We start from the raw sequence: 16,706 nt of genomic DNA, 5'->3' as shown, positions 1-16,706 counted from the left end.
CTGCCGGTACGCGATCACTTGCCCATGATCAGACCGCTCTTCGCCGCGCCCCGGGACAGCACGATGTCCCGGATGCTGTCCCGGGCCCGTGCGTAGTCGCTGCGTCCGGGCTGCCCGGCCAGCGCCGCATTGAGGTTCACGACCCGGAATCCGTCGTTCACATCGGTGAGCTGGGGGAGGAACTCCGCCTTGCGGACCGTCCAGCGCCCGCCGGGAGAGGCCGGTCCGGCGAAGGTGAAGCGGGCCATCGAGCTCTGGTTGCCGCGGCCGTCCGGCTGGTCGCTGTGGTTGAACATATGGCCCGCGAGCTGGTCGCCCATTCCGTAGACGACCCAGGTGCCGTTGACCTTCTCGTACGCCTGTGGAACATGCGCATGGGTGCCCAGGATCAGATCGATGTCGGGCCGTCCCCCGGTGCGTGCGGCGGTCAGCGCGCGGGCCAGGGTGCGCTGTTGCTCGTCCGGCGGCTGCTGCCACTCGGTGCCCCAGTGGATGCTGACGACCACCACATCCGCACCGGCCCGGCGGGCCGCGCGGGCATCGGCGAGGATCTTCTTCCGGTCGATCAGATTGACCGCCCAGGGTGCCTTGCCGGGCAGCGGTATGCCATTGGTGCCGTAGGTGTACGAGAGTTGGGCGACCTTCGCGGGGCCGGCCCGCAGCAGCGTGATCCGGGAGGCCTCGGCGGCGGAGCGGGCCGAGCCGGCATGGCGCAGGCCGACCGAGTCCATGGCGCCGAGGGTGCGGTGCACCCCGTCGGCGCCGTCGTCGAGGGTGTGGTTGGAGGCGGTGGAGCAGGAGTCATAGCCGGCGTCCTTGAGGGCGGCGGCGACCTGGGGCGGGGACTTGAAGCTGGGGTAGCCGGTGAACGGCCCGCCGTCCCTGCCGTAGATCGTCTCCATATGGCAGATCGCCAGGTCGGCGCCGGAGACCACCGGTTTCACCCCGGCGAACATGGCGCGGAAGTCATGGCCGTGGCCGTGCGCGTCGTCACCGGACCGCCGGATGATCTCGCGGTGCGGCAGCACATCGCCGGTGGCCAGGAGGGTGAAGCCGGATGTGGCGGAGGCCCGTGCGCCGCCCGGCGGGGCGGGCGGCGCGGAGCGGGCGGGGCCGGCGGGCTGCTGGGTGCCGCAGCCCGCCGCCAGGAGGGTCAGCGCGGCTATCGCGGCCAGGCGTCGTTGTGGGGTCACACCCCATCCATATCGGGATTAATAGGATTTATCTGCCGGGGAGGGGCGTGGCTGGGCCGTCGGAGGGATGTGCGGAGGGGGCCGCGGAGGGGCGGACCGCCCGGCGGTTCGCGGGGGCGGGGCAGCCGCGCACCGCCGGTGCCGGGGTGCGCGGTCCGTGTCCGGGCCGGGCGGGGTGCGCCGCGGTCAGACGCGGCAGAGGACCTCGCCGTGCAGGATGCCGAACCAGCCGTCCTCCTCGGCGCCCCAGCTCCGCCAGGCCTGCGCGATCCGGTGCAGCTGCTCCGTCGTGGCGTGCCCGCCGTCCACCGCTCTCCGCGCGTACGAGGAGCTGACCGTGCGGTCCGCCCAGAGCTCGCTCCACCAGGACCGCTCCTCGGGCGTGCGGAAGAGCCAGGTGGCGGCCGTGGCGGTGATCGCGTCCGGGGCGAAACCGGCCTGCCGCGCCCAGGCGTGCAGCCGGCGTCCGGCGTCCGGCTCGCCCCCGTTGGCGCGGGCCACCCGCTGGTACAGCCGGAGCCAGTCGGTCATCCCGTCGCTCTCCGGGTACCAGGTCATCGCTGCGTAGTCCGAATCGCGGACGGCGACGATCCCGCCCGGCCTGGTGACCCGGCGCATCTCGCGCAGCGCCTGGACGGGGTCGCCCACGTGCTGCAGGACCTGATGGGCGTGCACCACGCAGAAGGTGTCATCGGGGTAGTCCAGTGCGTGGACGTCCCCGACCGCGAAGCGGACGTTGGTCACCCCGCGGCCGGCGGCCGTGGCGCGCGCCTGCTCCAGGACGTCCGGCGCGTACTCCAGGCCGGTGACCTGCCCGTCCGGCACCAGTGCGGCCAGATCGGCGGTGATGGTGCCGGGGCCGCAGCCGATGTCCAGGATCTGCATGTGCGGACGCAGTGCGCCGAGCAGGTATCCGGCCGAGTTGGCGGCCGTGCGCCAGGTGTGGGAGCGCAGTACGGACTCATGGTGGCCATGGGTGTAGACGGCGGATTCCTGCGGCATGGTCGGCTCCTTCACATGCGTCGGAGGGCGACCGGGCGGCGCGCGACGGCATCCCCGGTCGCCGCCCGGGCGCCGCTCGCGTCGCACTGCGGCCGCCCCTCGGTGTGGTGCTCACACCGTACGCCGCCATCCCGAATAATGAGAGTGGGGTCTCATGATTCGGGCAGCAGGCGATAGACCGTCAGCGCCTCGTTCTGCTTCTCCAGCGTCAACTCGCCTGGCGCGTGGGCCACTTCGCCGTCGAACGCCAGCGTGGTGCCCTCCGGGAGGTCGCTGATCCGCAGCCGGGACAGGCGCGCCTCACCGAGCACCGGAGAGCTGCGCGGGGTGCCCGTCAGAGCCGCCAGGAGCAGCCGGGTGCGGGCCAGCCGGCCGCCGTGCACCACCCGCACATCGAGCACCCCGTCCGCCAGATCGTGTCGCCGCACCGGGGCGAACCCCAGCCCCCGGTACTGGCAGTTGCCGACGAACAGCAGCCATACGGCGCGCCGCTCGCCATTGATCCGGAGGGTCAGCGGCTCGGCGGTGCGCAGCACCTCCCACGCCGCCAGCACCCCGGCAGGCCAGGCGCCGATCCGGCCCGCCCACCGCTCGCGGATCCGCACCACCTCCGGATACGCGCCGATCGAGAAGGTGTTGAGAAACTGCCGCCCCTCCAGATGCGGCCCGGCCCGGAAGCGCGCCACATCCACCGCGACGGCCTCACCGGTCTCCACGGCGCGGGCCGCCGCCGCATAGGTCTCGATCCCCAGGTCGTATGCGAAGTGGTTCAGCGTGCCGCCGGGCAGCACCGCGAGCGGCAGCCCGTGCCGTACCGCGACCGCCGCCGCGGCATTGACGGTGCCGTCCCCGCCGAGCACCCCCAGCGCACCGCCCAGCTCCTTCGCCCGCTCCGCGGCATCCTCCAGGGCCTTGTCCAGCGACGGCCCGTCCGGCTCGCCACACACCGTCACCTCGGCCTTCGGCAGCACCCCGTGCACCTCCGCGGCCCGGTCCGGGCGGGGGCCGGAACGCTGCCCCGACCTCTGGTTGGCCACCACGGCCAGACCGCGGCCGCCCGGCAGTGCGGGCGCCTGCGCGCGCGGCCGGGCGGGCGGCGCCAACTGGGCGCGGGTCGGTGCGAAACCGCGCACCGCGAACGCCGCACCGGCCCCCAGCGCGGCACCCGCCAGCACATCACCCGGATAGTGCACACCCGTATAGACGCGGGAGAAGGCCACCGACGCGGCGACCGGCGCCACCGCCAGACCCCACCACTTGTTCTCCATGGCCACACCGGTCGCGAACGCCACCGCCGAGGCCGCGTGCCCGGAAGGGAAGGAAGAGGTGAACGGCTGGCGGTGCAGCTGCCGTATCACCGGCACCGTGTCCAGCAGCGGGCGCTGCCGCCGTACGGAGCGCTTGCCGAGGGTGTTCACCGTCGCCGACGCCACGGCCAGCGAGGCCACGCCGCGCAGCGCGGCCCGACGCATCGGCCGGCCGCCCAGCGCGGCCGCACCGGCCGCGAGGCCGAACCACAGCAGCCCGTGATTGGCGCTCCGGGTCAGCCGGGGCAGCACCCGCTGCGCGCCCGGCCATTCGCGCGCGGCAATCAGGTCGAAGGTCCGCCGGTCGAGATGGGTCAGTAGCGATCGCATGCGCCACCTTGTACCCCAGACGGCCCGGAACAGGCAGGATCCCGCCGCGCGGGCACCACGCGCGGCGCCGCGGAGCGTCCGGACCCGTACGGCCCAGGGGCTGCCGGGCTCCCGCCAGCTGTGCTTCCATGCCCGGATGATCAGGAGACGTCAGGACAGCGACCTCGATGCCTGTGTGGCGGTCCTGGCCGAGGTGCACACCCACAGTGGCTATCCGCACCACTGGCCGGACGATCCGGCGCGCTGGCTGACCCCCGAGGGGCTGACCGCCGCATGGGTCGCCGGGACGGACGGCACGGTCACCGGCCACGCGGCGCTGTGCGGCGCCGAGGTCAGCCGGCTCTATGTCGCACCCGCCGCACGCGGTGCGGGCCTCGGCGGACGGCTGCTGCGCGCCGTCGCGGCGGAGGCGGCGGCCCGCGGCCTGCGGCCCGTACTGGAGGTGAAGACCACGGACACCGCGGCCATCGCCCTCTACGAGCGGCAGGGCTGGCGGCGCCGCGCCACCGAGCGGCAGGACTGGGGCACCGGCGAGGTGGTCACGGTGCACCGCTACGAGGCGCAGCCGGCGTGCCCGGCGTATTGAGCGCCGGTCCCGGAGCGCCGGTCCCACCCTCCGCTGACGTGTCGCCCCCGTCGCCACCCCCGTGATCTGCCAAGGTGGACGCGGCCGCCCTTCATGTGATGGGCCCACGATCGACCCGCCGTCGTGGAGTGGAGGTACGGATGCAGCGGACCGCCCGGGATCCGCAGCGCGAGCCGGACCCGGATCCGCCGGTGGGCCTGCCGGTCCTCCCAGAACTCGCCGCGCACCTCTCCGCGGCCGCCGACCGCACCGAAGCCGAGCCCTTGGGCGGCGCCGCGCCGCTGCGCACCGCCGCCTGCGGCTACTGGGAACGCCGTGGTCTGGTCACCACCCCCGACCGGGTGCTCGCCGCCCCCGGGGCACCGGCCCTGCTCCTCGCGCTGTACGCCGCGGCCGGCGGGGCGGTGGTGCTGCCGCGGCCCTGCTCCGCGTCGTACGCACCCCCCGCCCGGCTGCTGGGCCGGCCGGTGCACCTCGTCCCCGTACCGGCGGAATCGGGCGGGGTGCCCGACCCGTTCGCGCTGCTGGAGACCGTCCGCCGGGCCCGGATGCACGGCGACTCCCCGCGCGTGCTGGTCCTGTCCGTCGCCGACGACCCGACCGGCACCTGTCCCGCGCCGGAACAGCTGCACGAGGTCTGTGAGGCGGCGGCGGACGAAGGTCTGTGGATCATCAGCGACGAGAGCCGCCGCGATCTGCTGCACGATCCGCATGACACCGTGGTGCTCAGCCCCGCCGAGATGCTGCCCGACGGGGTCGTGGTGCTCACCGACCTGCGGGCCACGCTGGTGCCCGCCTCCTGGCCCGCCGCGCTGGCCCGCTTCCCCGGCACCGGCCGGGGAGCCGCCCTCCGGGCCGCCGTGCTGGACGCGCTCGCCGCGGTCCGTACACCGCTTCCGGGGCCGCTCGGCTGCGCCGTCACCCATGCGCTCGGCGAGCCCGACGAGGTGCGCGCCAGAACGGCCACCGTCGCCCGGGTGTACGGCGTGCTCGCCGCGGCGCTCCACCACATCGTCACCGAGGCCGGTGCCGTCTGCCGTCCACCGCACTCCGGCAGCCATCTGTACGCCGACTTCGAGCCGCTGCGCCGGCCTCTCGGGGTCCGCGGAATCGTGGAATCCCACGCACTGGAACGGAAGTTGGCGCCCTGGGCGGCACGCGGCGGACACCACTTCGGTGACGCACCGGGTGCCCTGCGGGTACGGCTCGGCGCCGAGGCGCTGCTGGGCGCCGGCCAGGAGCAGCGGCGGCGCGCCCTGGCGGCCCCCGATCCGCTGGAACTCCCGCACATCACCGAGGCGTTGACCGCCCTGTCCCGCGCGCTGGCCGGACTCACGACCTCCGCGGACGGCTGACCGCCGCCCCGCACGGCGCCCGGCCGCGCCCCACCTCACCCTGAACCCGCCCCGGTTCCGTCCGCCCAAAGGAGCCCCTCGATGACCGAACAGACCGAGCGCTCCCTTGCCGAGCAGCTCCCCGACACCGAGCGGCTCCCCGACACCGAACGGCTCCCCGACACCGAGCGGCTCCCGCCCGCCGCACCCGGCGACGGCGCCGGGCCGGGCGGGGGAGCGGGCGGGGGAGCGGGCCATCCCGCGGGCCCGGCCACCGGGCAGGCAACGGGGCAGGCCACCGGGCAGGCCACCGCGGACGCGCCGGTCCTCCCCCATGCCACCCCGCCCCCGCTCGCCGCACCACGCCCGCTGGGCGAACCCCGCACCTGGCCACGGGACTTCACCCACCGGCTGACCGCGCCGCTGCCCGGTGTCCGCGCCCTGGCCCGGATCGCCCGGGAGGGCAAACTGCGCCCGCCCCCCGAGACGCTCCGGGAGATCCAGCAACTGCCCTTCGCACCGGGCCCGATGCCGGCCGCCGACACCACCACCCTCGCCCTCACCTGGGCCGGGCACGCCAGCTGGATCATCCGGATCGGCGGGCTGACCGTACTGACCGACCCGGTCTGGTCCCGCAAGATCCTCGGCACGCCCGCACGGGTCACCCCCGTGGGCGTCCGCTGGGAGGACCTGCCGCCGGTCGATGCCGTCGTCATCAGCCACAACCACTACGACCACCTCGACGCCCCGACCCTCAAGCGGCTGCCGCGGCACACCCCGCTGCTGCTCCCCGCCGGACTGGCGCCCTGGGCCCGCCGCCGCGGCTTCACCCAGGTCACCGATCTCGACTGGTGGGAGGCGGTCGAACTGCCCGCCCCCGGCGGCCCCGTACGCATCGACTTCGTCCCCGCCCACCACTGGAGCAAGCGCACCCTGACCGACACCTGCCGCTCCCTGTGGGGCGGCTGGCTGCTGACCGCGCCCGACGGGCGGCGGGTCCACTTCGCCGGGGACACCGGCTACGGCCACTGGTTCGAGGAGATCGGCCGCCGCTACCCCGGCATCGACCTGGCCCTGCTGCCCATCGGCGCCTACGACCCGCGCTGGATGCTGCGGCCGGTGCACACCGACCCGGAGGAGGCGGTCAAGGCCTGCCAGGACCTGGGCGCCCGCGCCCTGGCCCCGATGCACTGGTCGACCTTCCTGCTCTCCGGCGAGCCGCCCCTGGAACCACTGCACCGGGTCCGCACCGCCTGGGCCGCCACCGGACGCCCCCGAGAGGACCTCTGGGATCTGCCCGTCGGCGCCTCCCGGGTGCTGGCCGGACGCTGAGCACCGCGGCCGGAGTCCCCTGGCCGGGACTTCCTTCGCTTGCACGTCCTGACCTGGTTTCTCTCCGGTAGCGGCGGTCCGGGTTCAGCGTTCACCGTCCGGGGCCGACCAGCGGTAGAGGACGTCCCGCTCCGTGGTCACCCACGTTCCGTCGCCGAGGAGCAGCACGGTCTCGACGTCGCGCATCGGGTAGTCGATCCGGCCGTGGAGTGCACCGGTCGCCGGGTCGGCCAGCCAATGGCTGTGTTCCTCCCAGATGTCCTCGCCGAACATGAGGACCCGGGCCTCGTTGTAGTCGTTGTGCAAGGTCACCAGGGCGGTGTCCGCGTCAACGTAGCCGCCCCGGAAGGAGATCCACAGCCGGTCATGGACCGAGCAGTCACCCGTGCCCGGTGGGGGGAAGTCGCTCAACCGCAGTACCGCCGCCACTTCGAGGGACGGAAGCCGGTGCCAGCGCACGTCCTGACCGCCCTCGTCGACGCTCATCTCCCCGGTGCCCGACGGGTTCGTGGACAGGGGGAACCGGCCGCGCAGCGCCGGGTGGGTGGCAGGCGCCGTCGTCTGCCTGCCGAGGACGATATGGCCGCAGGCCAGGGATGCCTGATAGTGCGTCCTTCGCGCACCACCGCCGGATGCGTACACACCCGTCAGATAGCCCTCGGGTCCCCACGTCAGCCCCACATACCGCTCTGCTCCACCGCACGGGAGGACGTTGCGCACCAGCTCATTTCCCGCGGAGTCCAGCGTGACGAAGAGGCTCTTGCCGGGGGTGTCCGACGGCAGTCGCAGCAGGATCTGGGTTTCCCGGTACGGCCCCGCCATGGCGAAGCCGACGTCGCCCCACCGGCCTGTGGACCAGGCGCCGAAAGACCGCTGCCACAGCCGGTTGCCGTCCCGGTCGACGGCTGTGTAGGAGGTCTCGTTCTGGAAAACCACGAAAGACAGGTCCGGAGCAACCCAGTCCTCCACAGATCTCCCGTGCGGAGCGGGCCGGGGGAACGCGGCGAGCAACTCCCGGTCCTCGGCCAGCTCGTACACCCGCAGCGAGTCCGGACCCTTGAGCGTCAGCCGTGGATGCGGCCCGCTCAGATCGAACCGCCCGTCTCCGGACAGGGCATACCAGACCCCCGGGATCCGGTACTCCGCCACCAGGCGAGGAGTGATCGTCACAGTGCTTCCTTCTCGTTGTCTTCCTCCAGGTCTGCCCTGGTCGCCTCGGCATGGACGCCTTCGAGTGCGTTGACGGTTCTCCCGGCTGCTTCCTGTGGGCGTACGGGTGCGGCCCAAGCCGGTGGGGCGGCCCCCGCGGGACGGCACGACATATCGACGGGCCCGTCACATCGACCGGCCCGTCACACGGACCAGGGGACGCTTCAGGACCCGCCCGCGCCCCCGCCCACCCTGACGCGCCGCCAGAGCGCCGGCGCCACCCCGATCACCACGGTCAGGGCGACCGCCATGGCCACGCCCTGCCACGCACTGCGGAACAGCGAACCGCTCAGCAGCCCGATCAGCTGATACGTCGCCGCCCACGCCAGACACGCCGGAACATCGCCGCGGACGAACCGTCGCAGCGGCACCGCCGCGAGCAGACACGCCAGCATGACCGGGATCCGCCCCGCGGGCATCAGCCGGGACAGCACCAGCACCAGGACCCCGTGCTCCCGCAGTTTGTGCTGTGCCCGGGCCAGCCGGTCCGGCGCGGCGCGGGCGCGCAGCCGTGCCAGCCAGCGCGAACCGTGGGGCGAGTGGCTGCCGCGCCGCCCGAGCGAATACAGCCCCACATCGCCGAGGAACGCGGCGCACGACGCCACCACGAAGACCATCAGCGGCGCGAACGGCGAGGTGTGATGGAAGGCGACCACCGCCGCCGAACTGACCACCGCTCCCGTCGGCACCACGGGCACCAGCGACCCGAGCACCACCAGCAGGAACAGCGACGGATAGCCGACCACCTGCTGCGTCGACTCCGGCGGTACGTTCCGCACCAGCTCACCGAAGAGCGTCATCACACGACCTTCGGCCGCACCGACTCGCCGTGCCCGAGCCGGTGCACCGTCACCTCCGGCGCCAGCAGCGCCGTCTGCCGCTCGAACTCCTGGCCCGGCGCGTGGAATTCATGCGGCCGTACGGCATCCATCCCGATCGGCCAGTACGTGCCGTAGTGCACCGGGACCGCGCAGCACGGCGCCAGCCGCGCCGCCGCCTGCGCCGCCCGCCGCGCGTCGAGATGCCCGTGGCCGAGGAACGGCCCCCAGCCCCCCACCGGCAGCAGCGCCACCTCGCACGGCCCGACCTCCGCCGCCATCTCCTCGAACAGCCCGGTGTCGCCCGCGAAGTACGTCCGGGCCGTGCCCCGCACGACATAGCCGAGCGCCGGCACCCGGCGCGGTCCGCAGGGCAGCCGCCGCCCGTCGTGCGCGGCGGACACCGCGCGGACCGTCACCGCACCGGCCGCGCACTCCTCGCCCGCCCGCAGCTCGGTGACCCGCAGCGCACGGGCCGCGGCCACCCGCCGCAGCCCCGGCACCGCGGCCGTCGCCCCGCGCGGCACCACCAGCCGGGTCCCCGGCGCGAGCCGGGCCAGCGAGGCGGGGTGCAGATGGTCGGCGTGCAGATGCGAGACCAGGACGACATCGGCCCGTGCGGCCTCGGCCGGCGGCAGCGCGCCCCGCCGACGCCGCAGATGGGCCAGCCGGCGCACGAACAGCGGATCCGTCAGCACCCGCACCCCGGAGTCCTCGACCGTCACAGTGGCATGCCCCCACCAGGTGACCTCCACCGACACCGAGCACCTCCCGTCCCGACGCGCCGCCCCCGTTTCCGCGGGCGGCCGTGCCGCTTCCCGTGTGCGTCCTCTCGATCCTCCACCATCCGGACCGGAAAACGGCCGGCGGGGAGCGGCCGGGTTCGGCGCACGGTGTTGCCCTGACCCGGCCCCGGGGTGTGCCGGGAGCTGCGTACCGGGAGCGGCGTACCGGCGGGGCCGGGCGGTGCGTTCCCGTATCCGCGGATGCGTCCGATGCCGTATACGGGGCAGCACTTGTCCCCCCGGCACGTGGTGCCATGCTGGCGGCAGGCCCGCACTGCCGGGGCGGGCCGGAGGGTGAGGTGGGACGGCGTGCGGATGCCGCGGTGGAAAGCCCTCAGCGGTGCCCTGTTCCGGGTGCTCGCGGTCTGGCTCGTGTCCAGCCTCACCCTGCTCGTGCTCGCCGGGCTGCTGCCCGACTTCCGGCTGCAGTCGCCGGGCGGCGACAGCCTCACCCGCACCGCCGCCACCGCAGCGCTGGGCGCCGGCGCGTTCGGCCTGCTCAGCGCGCTGGTGTGGCCCGTTCTCGTCCGTGCCCTGCTGCTGGTGCCGGCGCTCGTCCTCGGACTGCTGGTCTTCTTCCTCAACGGCTCTCTGCTGGTGCTCGCCCTCGCTCTGCTCCCCGAGGGACGCGGACAGGCCGCACCGGAGACCGCGGTGATCGTCGCGGCCGTGATGTCCGCCGCCTCCTCGGCCACCTCCGCCTTCCTCGCGGTGCGCAATGACGAGGCCTACCACCGCAGACTGGTCCGGCTCGCCGGCCGCCGCCACGGCCGCCGGGCCGGCACCGCCCCCGGCCCGGCCACCCCGGGCACGGTCTTCCTCCAGCTCGACGGCGTGGGCCACGACCTGCTGCGTGAGGCCGCCCAGGGCGAGCAGCCGCTGATGCCGACCGTCGCCCGCTGGACCGGCGCCGGCCACCGCCTCACCCCCTGGCACACCGACTGGTCCAGCCAGACCGGCGCCAGCCAGCTCGCCCTCCTGCACGGCAGCAACGAGGACGTGCCGGCCTTCCGCTGGTACGAGAAGGACACCCGCACCGTCGTCGTCAGCAACCGGCCCAGCAGCGCCGCCGAACTCCAGCGCCGCGCCATCGAGCGCACCGGCGACGGCGGACTGCTCGCCTGTGACGGCGCCAGCCGCGGCAACCTCTTCAGCGGCGGCGCCGACCAGGTGGCCCTGGTGATGTCGGTGGCGGCCCGGCGCGGCAAGTACAACCGCTCCCGCGCCGGCTACTTCGCCTACTTCTCCGACCCGGCCAATGCGACCCGCACCGCGGTCTCCTTCGTCGCCGAGGTCGTCCGCGAGCTCGTCCAGTCCCTGCGCACCCGCTTCCGCCGCGAACGTCCGCGGGTCACCCGAGGCGGCCTCTACCCCGTTATCCGGGCCTTCGCCACCGTCGTCGAGCGCGATGTGGTGGTCGCGGCCGTCATCGGCGACCTGCTCGCCGGCCGCAGCGCCATCTACGCCGACCTCGTCGCCTACGACGAGGTGGCCCATCACTCCGGGCCCGCCCACCGCGATGCGCTCCAGGTCCTGCGCAGCCTCGACCGGGCCCTCGCGCTGATCGCCAGGGCCGCCCGGCACGCGCCGCGCCCCTACCGCATCGTGCTGCTCTCCGACCACGGCCAGAGCCACGGCCCGACGTTCCTGGAGCGCTACGGGCTGAGCCTGGGCGATCTCGTCCGCGCCGGCTGCGGGCTGCCGGTGCCCCGCCGCGCGGGCCGCACACCGAGCGGAGCCGAGGCCAGGGAGGCCGCGCGGGCCGCGCTGCACCGCCCCGAGGAGGCGGCGGGACGGCGCCCGGAGCGGACGGCGGGGCCGGGCTCCTCCCAGCCCCTCGTACTGGGCTCCGGAAACCTCGGTCTGGTGTCCTTCCCCGACGTGCCCGGCCGGATCACCCGCGAGGAACTGGACCGCAGACACCCCGCCCTGCTCGCCACCCTCGCCAACCACCCCGGCATCGGCTTTCTGCTGGTCCGCTCCGCGGTGCACGGCCCCGTGGTGCTCGGCCCGGCCGGTGCCGAGCACCATCTCGACACCGGCCGTGTCATCGGTGCCGATCCCCTGGCACCGTTCGGCGACGGCGCGGCCAATGCCGTACGCCGCACCGACCGCTTCCCGCACGTCGCCGACCTCATGGTCAACTCCGCCTGCGACCCGACGACCGGCGCGGTACACGCCTTCGAGGAGCAGATCGGCTCGCACGGCGGACTGGGCGGCGCCCAGAGCCGCCCCTTCCTCCTCTGGCCCGTCGAGCTGACCCCGCCGGCCCCGGACGGCGAGCCGCTGACCGGCGCCGAACAGGTGCACCGGGTGCTGCGCCGCTGGCTGGGGGAGGCCCAGGGGCCGCAACTGCCCCTGGAGCCCGCTGCGGACGAACTCCGGCGCGGGGTACGTCCGCCCGAAGGTCTTCCGTCCCAGGACCCCGCTGCGCAGGACAAAACCCGCTGATTTTGGCGGACGCCACCGATCGCCGACGATGAACACCGCTCGGTAACCCCGGGTGCACAGCGCACGACGAGAGGCCCACCACACCATGAACGACCGGCACACGCGCCGCTTCGGTCTGGGAACCGCCACCTGCCTAGTGATGGGCAACATCATCGGTGGCGGCATCTTTCTGCTGCCGGCATCGGTGGCCCCGTTCGGCACCGTCAGTCTGGTCGCCTTCGGCGTACTGACCGTCGGTGCCGTCGCCCTCGCCCTGGTCTTCGGCCGGCTCGCCGAGCGCCATCCGGACACCGGCGGCCCCTACGTCTACGCACGCGAGGCGTTCGGCGACTTCGCCGGGTTCCTCTCCGCCTGGTCGTACTGGACCATGACCTGGGTCAGCAACGCGGCGCTCGCGGTCGCCATCGTCGGCTACGTCCACGTCCTGCTGCCCGGCCGCCCCTCCGGTGCCACCGACCTCGCGATCGCCCTCGGTGCGCTCTGGCTGCCGGCCCTCGCCAACTTCGCCGGCACCCGCTACGTCGGCCTGGTCCAGACGGTCTCCACCGTCCTCAAGTTCATCCCGCTGCTCTTCATCGCCGTCGTCGGCCTGTTCTTCTTCGACCCGGCCAACCTCGGCTCGTTCCACGAGGGCAGCGGCAGTGCGCTCGGCGGGATGTCCGCGGCCGCCGCGATCCTGCTCTACTCCTACGTCGGTGTGGAGTCCGCCGCGATGAGCGCGGGCGAGGTCCGTGACCCGGAGCGGAACGTCGGCCGGGCCACCGTCCTCGGCACCATCGGCTCCGCCGTGGTCTACCTCCTGGGCACCGTCGCCGTCTTCGGCACCGTCGCCCACGACAAGCTGGTGACGTCCCAGGCACCGTTCTCCGACGCGGTGAACGCGATGTTCGGCGGGCACTGGGGCGGCACGGTCGTCGCGATCGCCGCCGTCGTCTCGATCATCGGCGCCCTCAACGGCTGGACCCTGATGAGCGCCCAGTCCCCGTATGCCGCGGCCAAGGACGGGCTGTTCCCCGCACGGTTCCTGACCAAGCGGCGCGGTGTGCCGACCTTCGGCGTCCTGGCCGCCGTCGTCCTGGCCAGCGCCCTCACGGTGCTCAACTACCTGATCGGCTCCGGCGGCGTCTTCGAGATCCTGGTCCTGATCACCACCTTCTCGGCGACCGTGCCCTACCTCCTCGCCGCCGGCGCCCAGGTCTACTTCCTGCTCACCGGCCGCCGTGACAAGGTCCGCCCCGCCCGCTTCGCCCGCGATCTGACCCTCGCCCTGACCGCCTTCGGGTTCACCTTCTGGCTCGTCGCCGGCGCCGGCTACGCCGCGATCTACCAGGGCGTGCTCTTCCTGTTCGCCGGCATCCTCGTCTACGCCTGGATGGCGGCCCGCCGTACGGCCCGCCAGGAGGAGGCGGCGGCCGCGGAAGCGCTGCCTACGCCCGCGGACCACGAAGCGGTTCCCCCACCCACCGCAAGTGCCGCAGCGCCTCCGCATACGACCTGATCAGCCCCGTCTCGTGGTACGGGACACCGATCTCGGCGCAGTACGCCCGCACGATCGTCTGCGCACGCCGCAGATGTGGCGTCGGCATGCTGGGGAAGAGGTGGTGCTCGATCTGGTAATTGAGCCCACCGAGCAGGACGTCGGTCAGCGCCCCGCCCCGCACATTCCGTGAGGTCAGCACCTGACGGCGCAGAAAGTCCGGCCGGGCGCCGCCCGTCAGCGTCGGCATCCCCTTGTGGTTGGGCGCGAAGGTGCACCCCAGGTAGACACCGAAGATCGCCTGGTGGACGAGCAGAAAGGCGAGCGCCTTACCGGGCGACAGCACCAGGAACAGCGCGGTGAGATACAGGACGATATGCGCCAGCAACAGCGCCGCCTCGCTTCCCCAGTGCTTCATGGTCGGCGACCGCAGCGCCCGGATGCTCGACACCCGGAGGTTGAAGCCCTCCAGTGTGAGCAGCGGAAAGAACAGCTGCGCCTGATAGCGGCCGATGAAGCGGGGCAGCCCCGTGGCGGCCCGCGCCTGGTCCCGCGACCACACCAGGATGTCCGGTGTGACATCCGGGTCCAGCTCCTCATGGTTGGGGTTGGCGTGATGCCGGGTGTGCTTGTTCATCCACCAGCCGTACGACATCCCCACACCGAGGTTGCCGAACAGCAGCCCGCCGACCTCACTCGGCCGGCGCCCGCGGAACACCTGCCGGTGCGCCACATCGTGCGTGACCAGCGCGACCTGCGCGAACACCAGCGCCAGGAACGCGGCCACGACCAGCTGCCACCAGCTGTCACGCAGCGCGAAGAACGCCACCCAGCCACCGGCGAACGCCATCGTCACGAGCGCGAGCCGCACGGCGTAGTAGCCCGGCCGGCGCTTCAGCAGCCCCGCCGCCACCATGCGGCGCGACAGCCGTGCGAAGTCGCTGCCTGCGGCCGCAGCCGGACCGGCAGCCGAACGGGAGAACTCAAGACTCGTCGTCATACCGAGGAGTCTTCTGGCCCGGCACCCGCCCCGACAGCCGGTCCGCCCCCGCACCGAGCCGGGGGTTACCGCTACCTCAGGGGTGTGCCTGTGCCCCCAGGCCGGCGCCGACGAGCACGCCCCGCCCGCCCCAGGGCGCCGAGGCAGCCACTCTCAGGCCTCGCGCGTATCACCTCCGTGACGGACCGGGTGCGGGTCATCCGCCCGGGGGCCGGCCGGACTCCCCGGCGCCACCACCTTCCGCACCACCTTCTGCACCGCCCTCCGCACCGACCTGACCCGGCAGGTCGACCTGGCCGTCGCCCTGGCTGAAGACGGGCAGCGCCCGCACCAGGTCGGGAGGAAGGGCGAGGCCCTCCTCGGTGGACGGGTTGACCGCCAGCCACAGGTCGTCCGCCGGCCAGTTCGCGGCCAGCTCGACGACGGGGATGCTGAGCGCGGCGCCGGGATCTCCACCCGCCGCCACCAGCGCGTCCTCGGTGGTGAAGACGGGGATGTACCGATTGCCGTCCTGCTCGATCACCGGCAGCGAGATGGCGCCCTCCGGACGCGGCTCCTCGCCCTCGGCCGGCGGTGCCTGCGGCAGCAGGGCCGTGCTGTTCGCGAGCTCGACCAGGGTGGCCTGGGTATCCGCCGCCTCCGCCGCGGACGGCGCTCCCTCGGGGGACGGTGCCCCGCTCGGGGGAGCGTTTTCGTCGGGTGTCGGGGTGCTCATGGCGTGTCCTCTCGTCGGCGTTGCTCACCGGCCACCCGCTCGACACGGGCGGACACGGCTTTGCCGCAGTCGCCGCCGGATGCCGCCCAGCGGCACGGGGCCGGGGCAAGCGTGGCAATACCCCCCAGGCTATGCCGCCCCACGTTCTGCGCAACGCTCACGATCAGCGATGCGGTGCCGCCGGCGCCCGTTCCGCCACCCCGGAAGAAGGCAGCACTGCTGGTCGGGCGGCCCCCAGCGGCCGAGTCGCGCGGGGAACGGGCGGCATCGGACGGTCGCAGCGGGGCGCGACGGCGCGGAGTCAGACGACGTTGCGCGCACCAAGAGCTTGGTCTCTTTCTGTCGAGTTCGGTCGTTATTGTTCACCGTGCAACCATCTCGGATGGTCGCAAGTCCTCCACATGTCACACGATTTCATCAGACTATGGAGGGGATCTCCCTTGCTCAAGCGTCCTGTCGTCGCTGCTGCCGCCGCTGTCACCGCCGGCGCGCTGTCCTTCCTCGCCGCCACCCCGGCTCAGGCCGCGGAGTACCACTCGGCGTTGAAGATCCGTGGAGTCCAGTACGACGCGCCCGGTCGGGACTCCAACAGCTGCTCCTCGGGCAACACCGACGAGGAATACCTGACGATCAAGAACTACTCGTCGTCGGCGACCATCAACCTCAAGGGCTACGTCGTCAAGGACGCCACCGGCAACCGCTTCACCTTCACCGCCGGCCACTACCTCCAGCCCGGGGACTACGTGAACCTCCGCGGCGGCCACGGCACCGACTCGGACAAGCACAACGTGGTCTACCGCGACAACTGCAACTTCATGTGGAACAACGACCGCGACACGATCTACCTGTACAAGCCCTCCGGCAGCCGCTCGGATGTCCACTCCTACACGAAGAGCGGATCCGACTCCGACGGCAACGGCTACATCCGCCATCACAGCTGAGCGGGGCGCACGCGGGCTCACCTCCTGAGCGGAGGTGACGGCCACCACCGTGCACGCGGCACTGCCCACCAAGGCCGTACAGGACCCGGCACCGGACCGGCCCCCACCCCGTACGGCCGAACCGAGCGAGGTGTCATGCGCGTGGAATGGGGCGCCGCAGAGCTACGGTGCGAGGACCGCTACCTCATCTGGCACCACCACGAACCACTGCTTCCGCCCGCTGACC

Annotated in this window: 14 protein-coding genes; 6 read left to right on the top strand and 8 right to left on the bottom strand. The window is 73.2% G+C overall.

Annotation, left to right across the window (positions count from 1 at the left end; genetic code table 11):
• Window positions 1–14: 14 nt before the first annotated feature.
• The 3 genes from AB0C46_RS08630 to AB0C46_RS08620 form a co-directional block, all read right to left on the bottom strand.
• Window positions 15–1,193 carry a CapA family protein gene (locus AB0C46_RS08630; protein ID WP_362826797.1) on the bottom strand — a complete coding sequence of 393 codons (1,179 nt, stop codon included), beginning with the start codon at window positions 1,191–1,193 and terminating at the stop codon, window positions 15–17.
• A gap of 186 nt (window positions 1,194–1,379) precedes the next feature.
• Window positions 1,380–2,195: a class I SAM-dependent methyltransferase gene (locus AB0C46_RS08625; protein WP_362826796.1), complete on the bottom strand. Its 816-nt coding sequence runs from the start codon at window positions 2,193–2,195 to the stop codon at window positions 1,380–1,382.
• Between the two features lie 152 nt (window positions 2,196–2,347).
• Window positions 2,348–3,832 carry a phosphatase PAP2 family protein gene (locus tag AB0C46_RS08620; RefSeq protein WP_362826795.1) on the bottom strand — a complete coding sequence of 495 codons (1,485 nt, stop codon included), beginning with the start codon at window positions 3,830–3,832 and terminating at the stop codon, window positions 2,348–2,350.
• A gap of 136 nt (window positions 3,833–3,968) precedes the next feature.
• Between AB0C46_RS08620 and AB0C46_RS08615 the strand changes: the two genes are divergently transcribed.
• The 3 genes from AB0C46_RS08615 (at window position 3,969) to AB0C46_RS08605 (ending at window position 7,084) form a co-directional block, all read left to right on the top strand.
• A complete protein-coding gene (locus AB0C46_RS08615; protein ID WP_362826794.1) occupies window positions 3,969–4,418 on the top strand; it encodes a GNAT family N-acetyltransferase in 450 nt (149 codons plus the stop codon).
• Between the two features lie 140 nt (window positions 4,419–4,558).
• Window positions 4,559–5,773 carry an aminotransferase class I/II-fold pyridoxal phosphate-dependent enzyme gene (locus AB0C46_RS08610; RefSeq protein ID WP_362826792.1) on the top strand — a complete coding sequence of 405 codons (1,215 nt, stop codon included), beginning with the start codon at window positions 4,559–4,561 and terminating at the stop codon, window positions 5,771–5,773.
• A gap of 81 nt (window positions 5,774–5,854) precedes the next feature.
• Complete coding sequence (locus tag AB0C46_RS08605; RefSeq protein ID WP_362826790.1) at window positions 5,855–7,084, top strand: MBL fold metallo-hydrolase; 1,230 nt, start codon at window positions 5,855–5,857, stop codon at window positions 7,082–7,084.
• Window positions 7,085–7,168: 84 nt separating this feature from the next.
• On the opposite strand, the gene AB0C46_RS08600 is transcribed toward AB0C46_RS08605, so the two are convergent.
• The 3 genes from AB0C46_RS08600 to AB0C46_RS08590 all read right to left on the bottom strand — a co-directional run bounded on the left by AB0C46_RS08600 (window position 7,169) and on the right by AB0C46_RS08590 (window position 9,872).
• A complete protein-coding gene (locus tag AB0C46_RS08600) occupies window positions 7,169–8,254 on the bottom strand; it encodes a hypothetical protein (RefSeq protein ID WP_362826788.1) in 1,086 nt (361 codons plus the stop codon).
• Window positions 8,255–8,457: 203 nt separating this feature from the next.
• The gene (locus tag AB0C46_RS08595) at window positions 8,458–9,093 is read right to left on the bottom strand and encodes a VTT domain-containing protein (RefSeq protein ID WP_362826786.1); all 636 of its coding nucleotides are present in this window, start codon (window positions 9,091–9,093) and stop codon (window positions 8,458–8,460) included.
• Entirely contained in the window at window positions 9,093–9,872 is a 780-nt protein-coding gene (locus AB0C46_RS08590; protein ID WP_362826784.1) for an MBL fold metallo-hydrolase, read from the bottom strand. The genes AB0C46_RS08595 and AB0C46_RS08590 overlap by 1 nt, the downstream gene beginning before the upstream one ends.
• A gap of 339 nt (window positions 9,873–10,211) precedes the next feature.
• Between AB0C46_RS08590 and AB0C46_RS08585 the strand changes: the two genes are divergently transcribed.
• Window positions 10,212–12,347 carry a phage holin family protein gene (locus AB0C46_RS08585; RefSeq protein ID WP_362827016.1) on the top strand — a complete coding sequence of 712 codons (2,136 nt, stop codon included), beginning with the start codon at window positions 10,212–10,214 and terminating at the stop codon, window positions 12,345–12,347.
• 85 nt (window positions 12,348–12,432) lie between these two features.
• Window positions 12,433–13,845 carry an amino acid permease gene (locus AB0C46_RS08580; RefSeq protein WP_362826783.1) on the top strand — a complete coding sequence of 471 codons (1,413 nt, stop codon included), beginning with the start codon at window positions 12,433–12,435 and terminating at the stop codon, window positions 13,843–13,845.
• Here the strand turns inward: AB0C46_RS08580 and AB0C46_RS08575 are convergent.
• Window positions 13,775–14,824: an acyl-CoA desaturase gene (locus tag AB0C46_RS08575; protein WP_362826781.1), complete on the bottom strand. Its 1,050-nt coding sequence runs from the start codon at window positions 14,822–14,824 to the stop codon at window positions 13,775–13,777. The genes AB0C46_RS08580 and AB0C46_RS08575 overlap by 71 nt on opposite strands.
• Before the next feature lie 196 nt (window positions 14,825–15,020).
• Complete coding sequence (locus tag AB0C46_RS08570; protein WP_362826779.1) at window positions 15,021–15,539, bottom strand: SseB family protein; 519 nt, start codon at window positions 15,537–15,539, stop codon at window positions 15,021–15,023.
• A 440-nt stretch (window positions 15,540–15,979) separates the two neighbouring features.
• On the opposite strand from AB0C46_RS08570, the gene AB0C46_RS08565 reads away from it, so the two are divergent.
• Entirely contained in the window at window positions 15,980–16,480 is a 501-nt protein-coding gene (locus tag AB0C46_RS08565) for a lamin tail domain-containing protein (protein WP_362826777.1), read from the top strand.
• The last annotated feature ends 226 nt before the right edge of the window (window positions 16,481–16,706 follow it).

The sequence above is a fragment of the Streptomyces sp. NPDC048637 genome (assembly GCF_040650675.1).
Taxonomy (GTDB): domain Bacteria; phylum Actinomycetota; class Actinomycetes; order Streptomycetales; family Streptomycetaceae; genus Streptomyces.
The sequence above is the reverse complement of the archived record's forward strand: the minus strand, read 5'-3'. Positions and strand labels throughout refer to the sequence as shown.

What these genes read in the sequence shown, in the direction of transcription:
- AB0C46_RS08625 (WP_362826796.1), bottom strand. Translation starts at nt 2,195, where the DNA reads ATGCCGCAGGAATCCGCCGTCTACACCCATGGCCACCATGAGTCCGTA.
- AB0C46_RS08620 (WP_362826795.1), bottom strand. Translation starts at nt 3,832, where the DNA reads ATGCGATCGCTACTGACCCATCTCGACCGGCGGACCTTCGACCTGATT.
- AB0C46_RS08615 (WP_362826794.1), top strand. Translation starts at nt 3,969, where the DNA reads ATGATCAGGAGACGTCAGGACAGCGACCTCGATGCCTGTGTGGCGGTC.
- AB0C46_RS08610 (WP_362826792.1), top strand. Translation starts at nt 4,559, where the DNA reads ATGCAGCGGACCGCCCGGGATCCGCAGCGCGAGCCGGACCCGGATCCG.
- AB0C46_RS08605 (WP_362826790.1), top strand. Translation starts at nt 5,855, where the DNA reads ATGACCGAACAGACCGAGCGCTCCCTTGCCGAGCAGCTCCCCGACACC.
- AB0C46_RS08595 (WP_362826786.1), bottom strand. Translation starts at nt 9,093, where the DNA reads ATGACGCTCTTCGGTGAGCTGGTGCGGAACGTACCGCCGGAGTCGACG.
- AB0C46_RS08585 (WP_362827016.1), top strand. Translation starts at nt 10,212, where the DNA reads ATGCCGCGGTGGAAAGCCCTCAGCGGTGCCCTGTTCCGGGTGCTCGCG.
- AB0C46_RS08580 (WP_362826783.1), top strand. Translation starts at nt 12,433, where the DNA reads ATGAACGACCGGCACACGCGCCGCTTCGGTCTGGGAACCGCCACCTGC.
- AB0C46_RS08575 (WP_362826781.1), bottom strand. Translation starts at nt 14,824, where the DNA reads ATGACGACGAGTCTTGAGTTCTCCCGTTCGGCTGCCGGTCCGGCTGCG.
- AB0C46_RS08570 (WP_362826779.1), bottom strand. Translation starts at nt 15,539, where the DNA reads ATGAGCACCCCGACACCCGACGAAAACGCTCCCCCGAGCGGGGCACCG.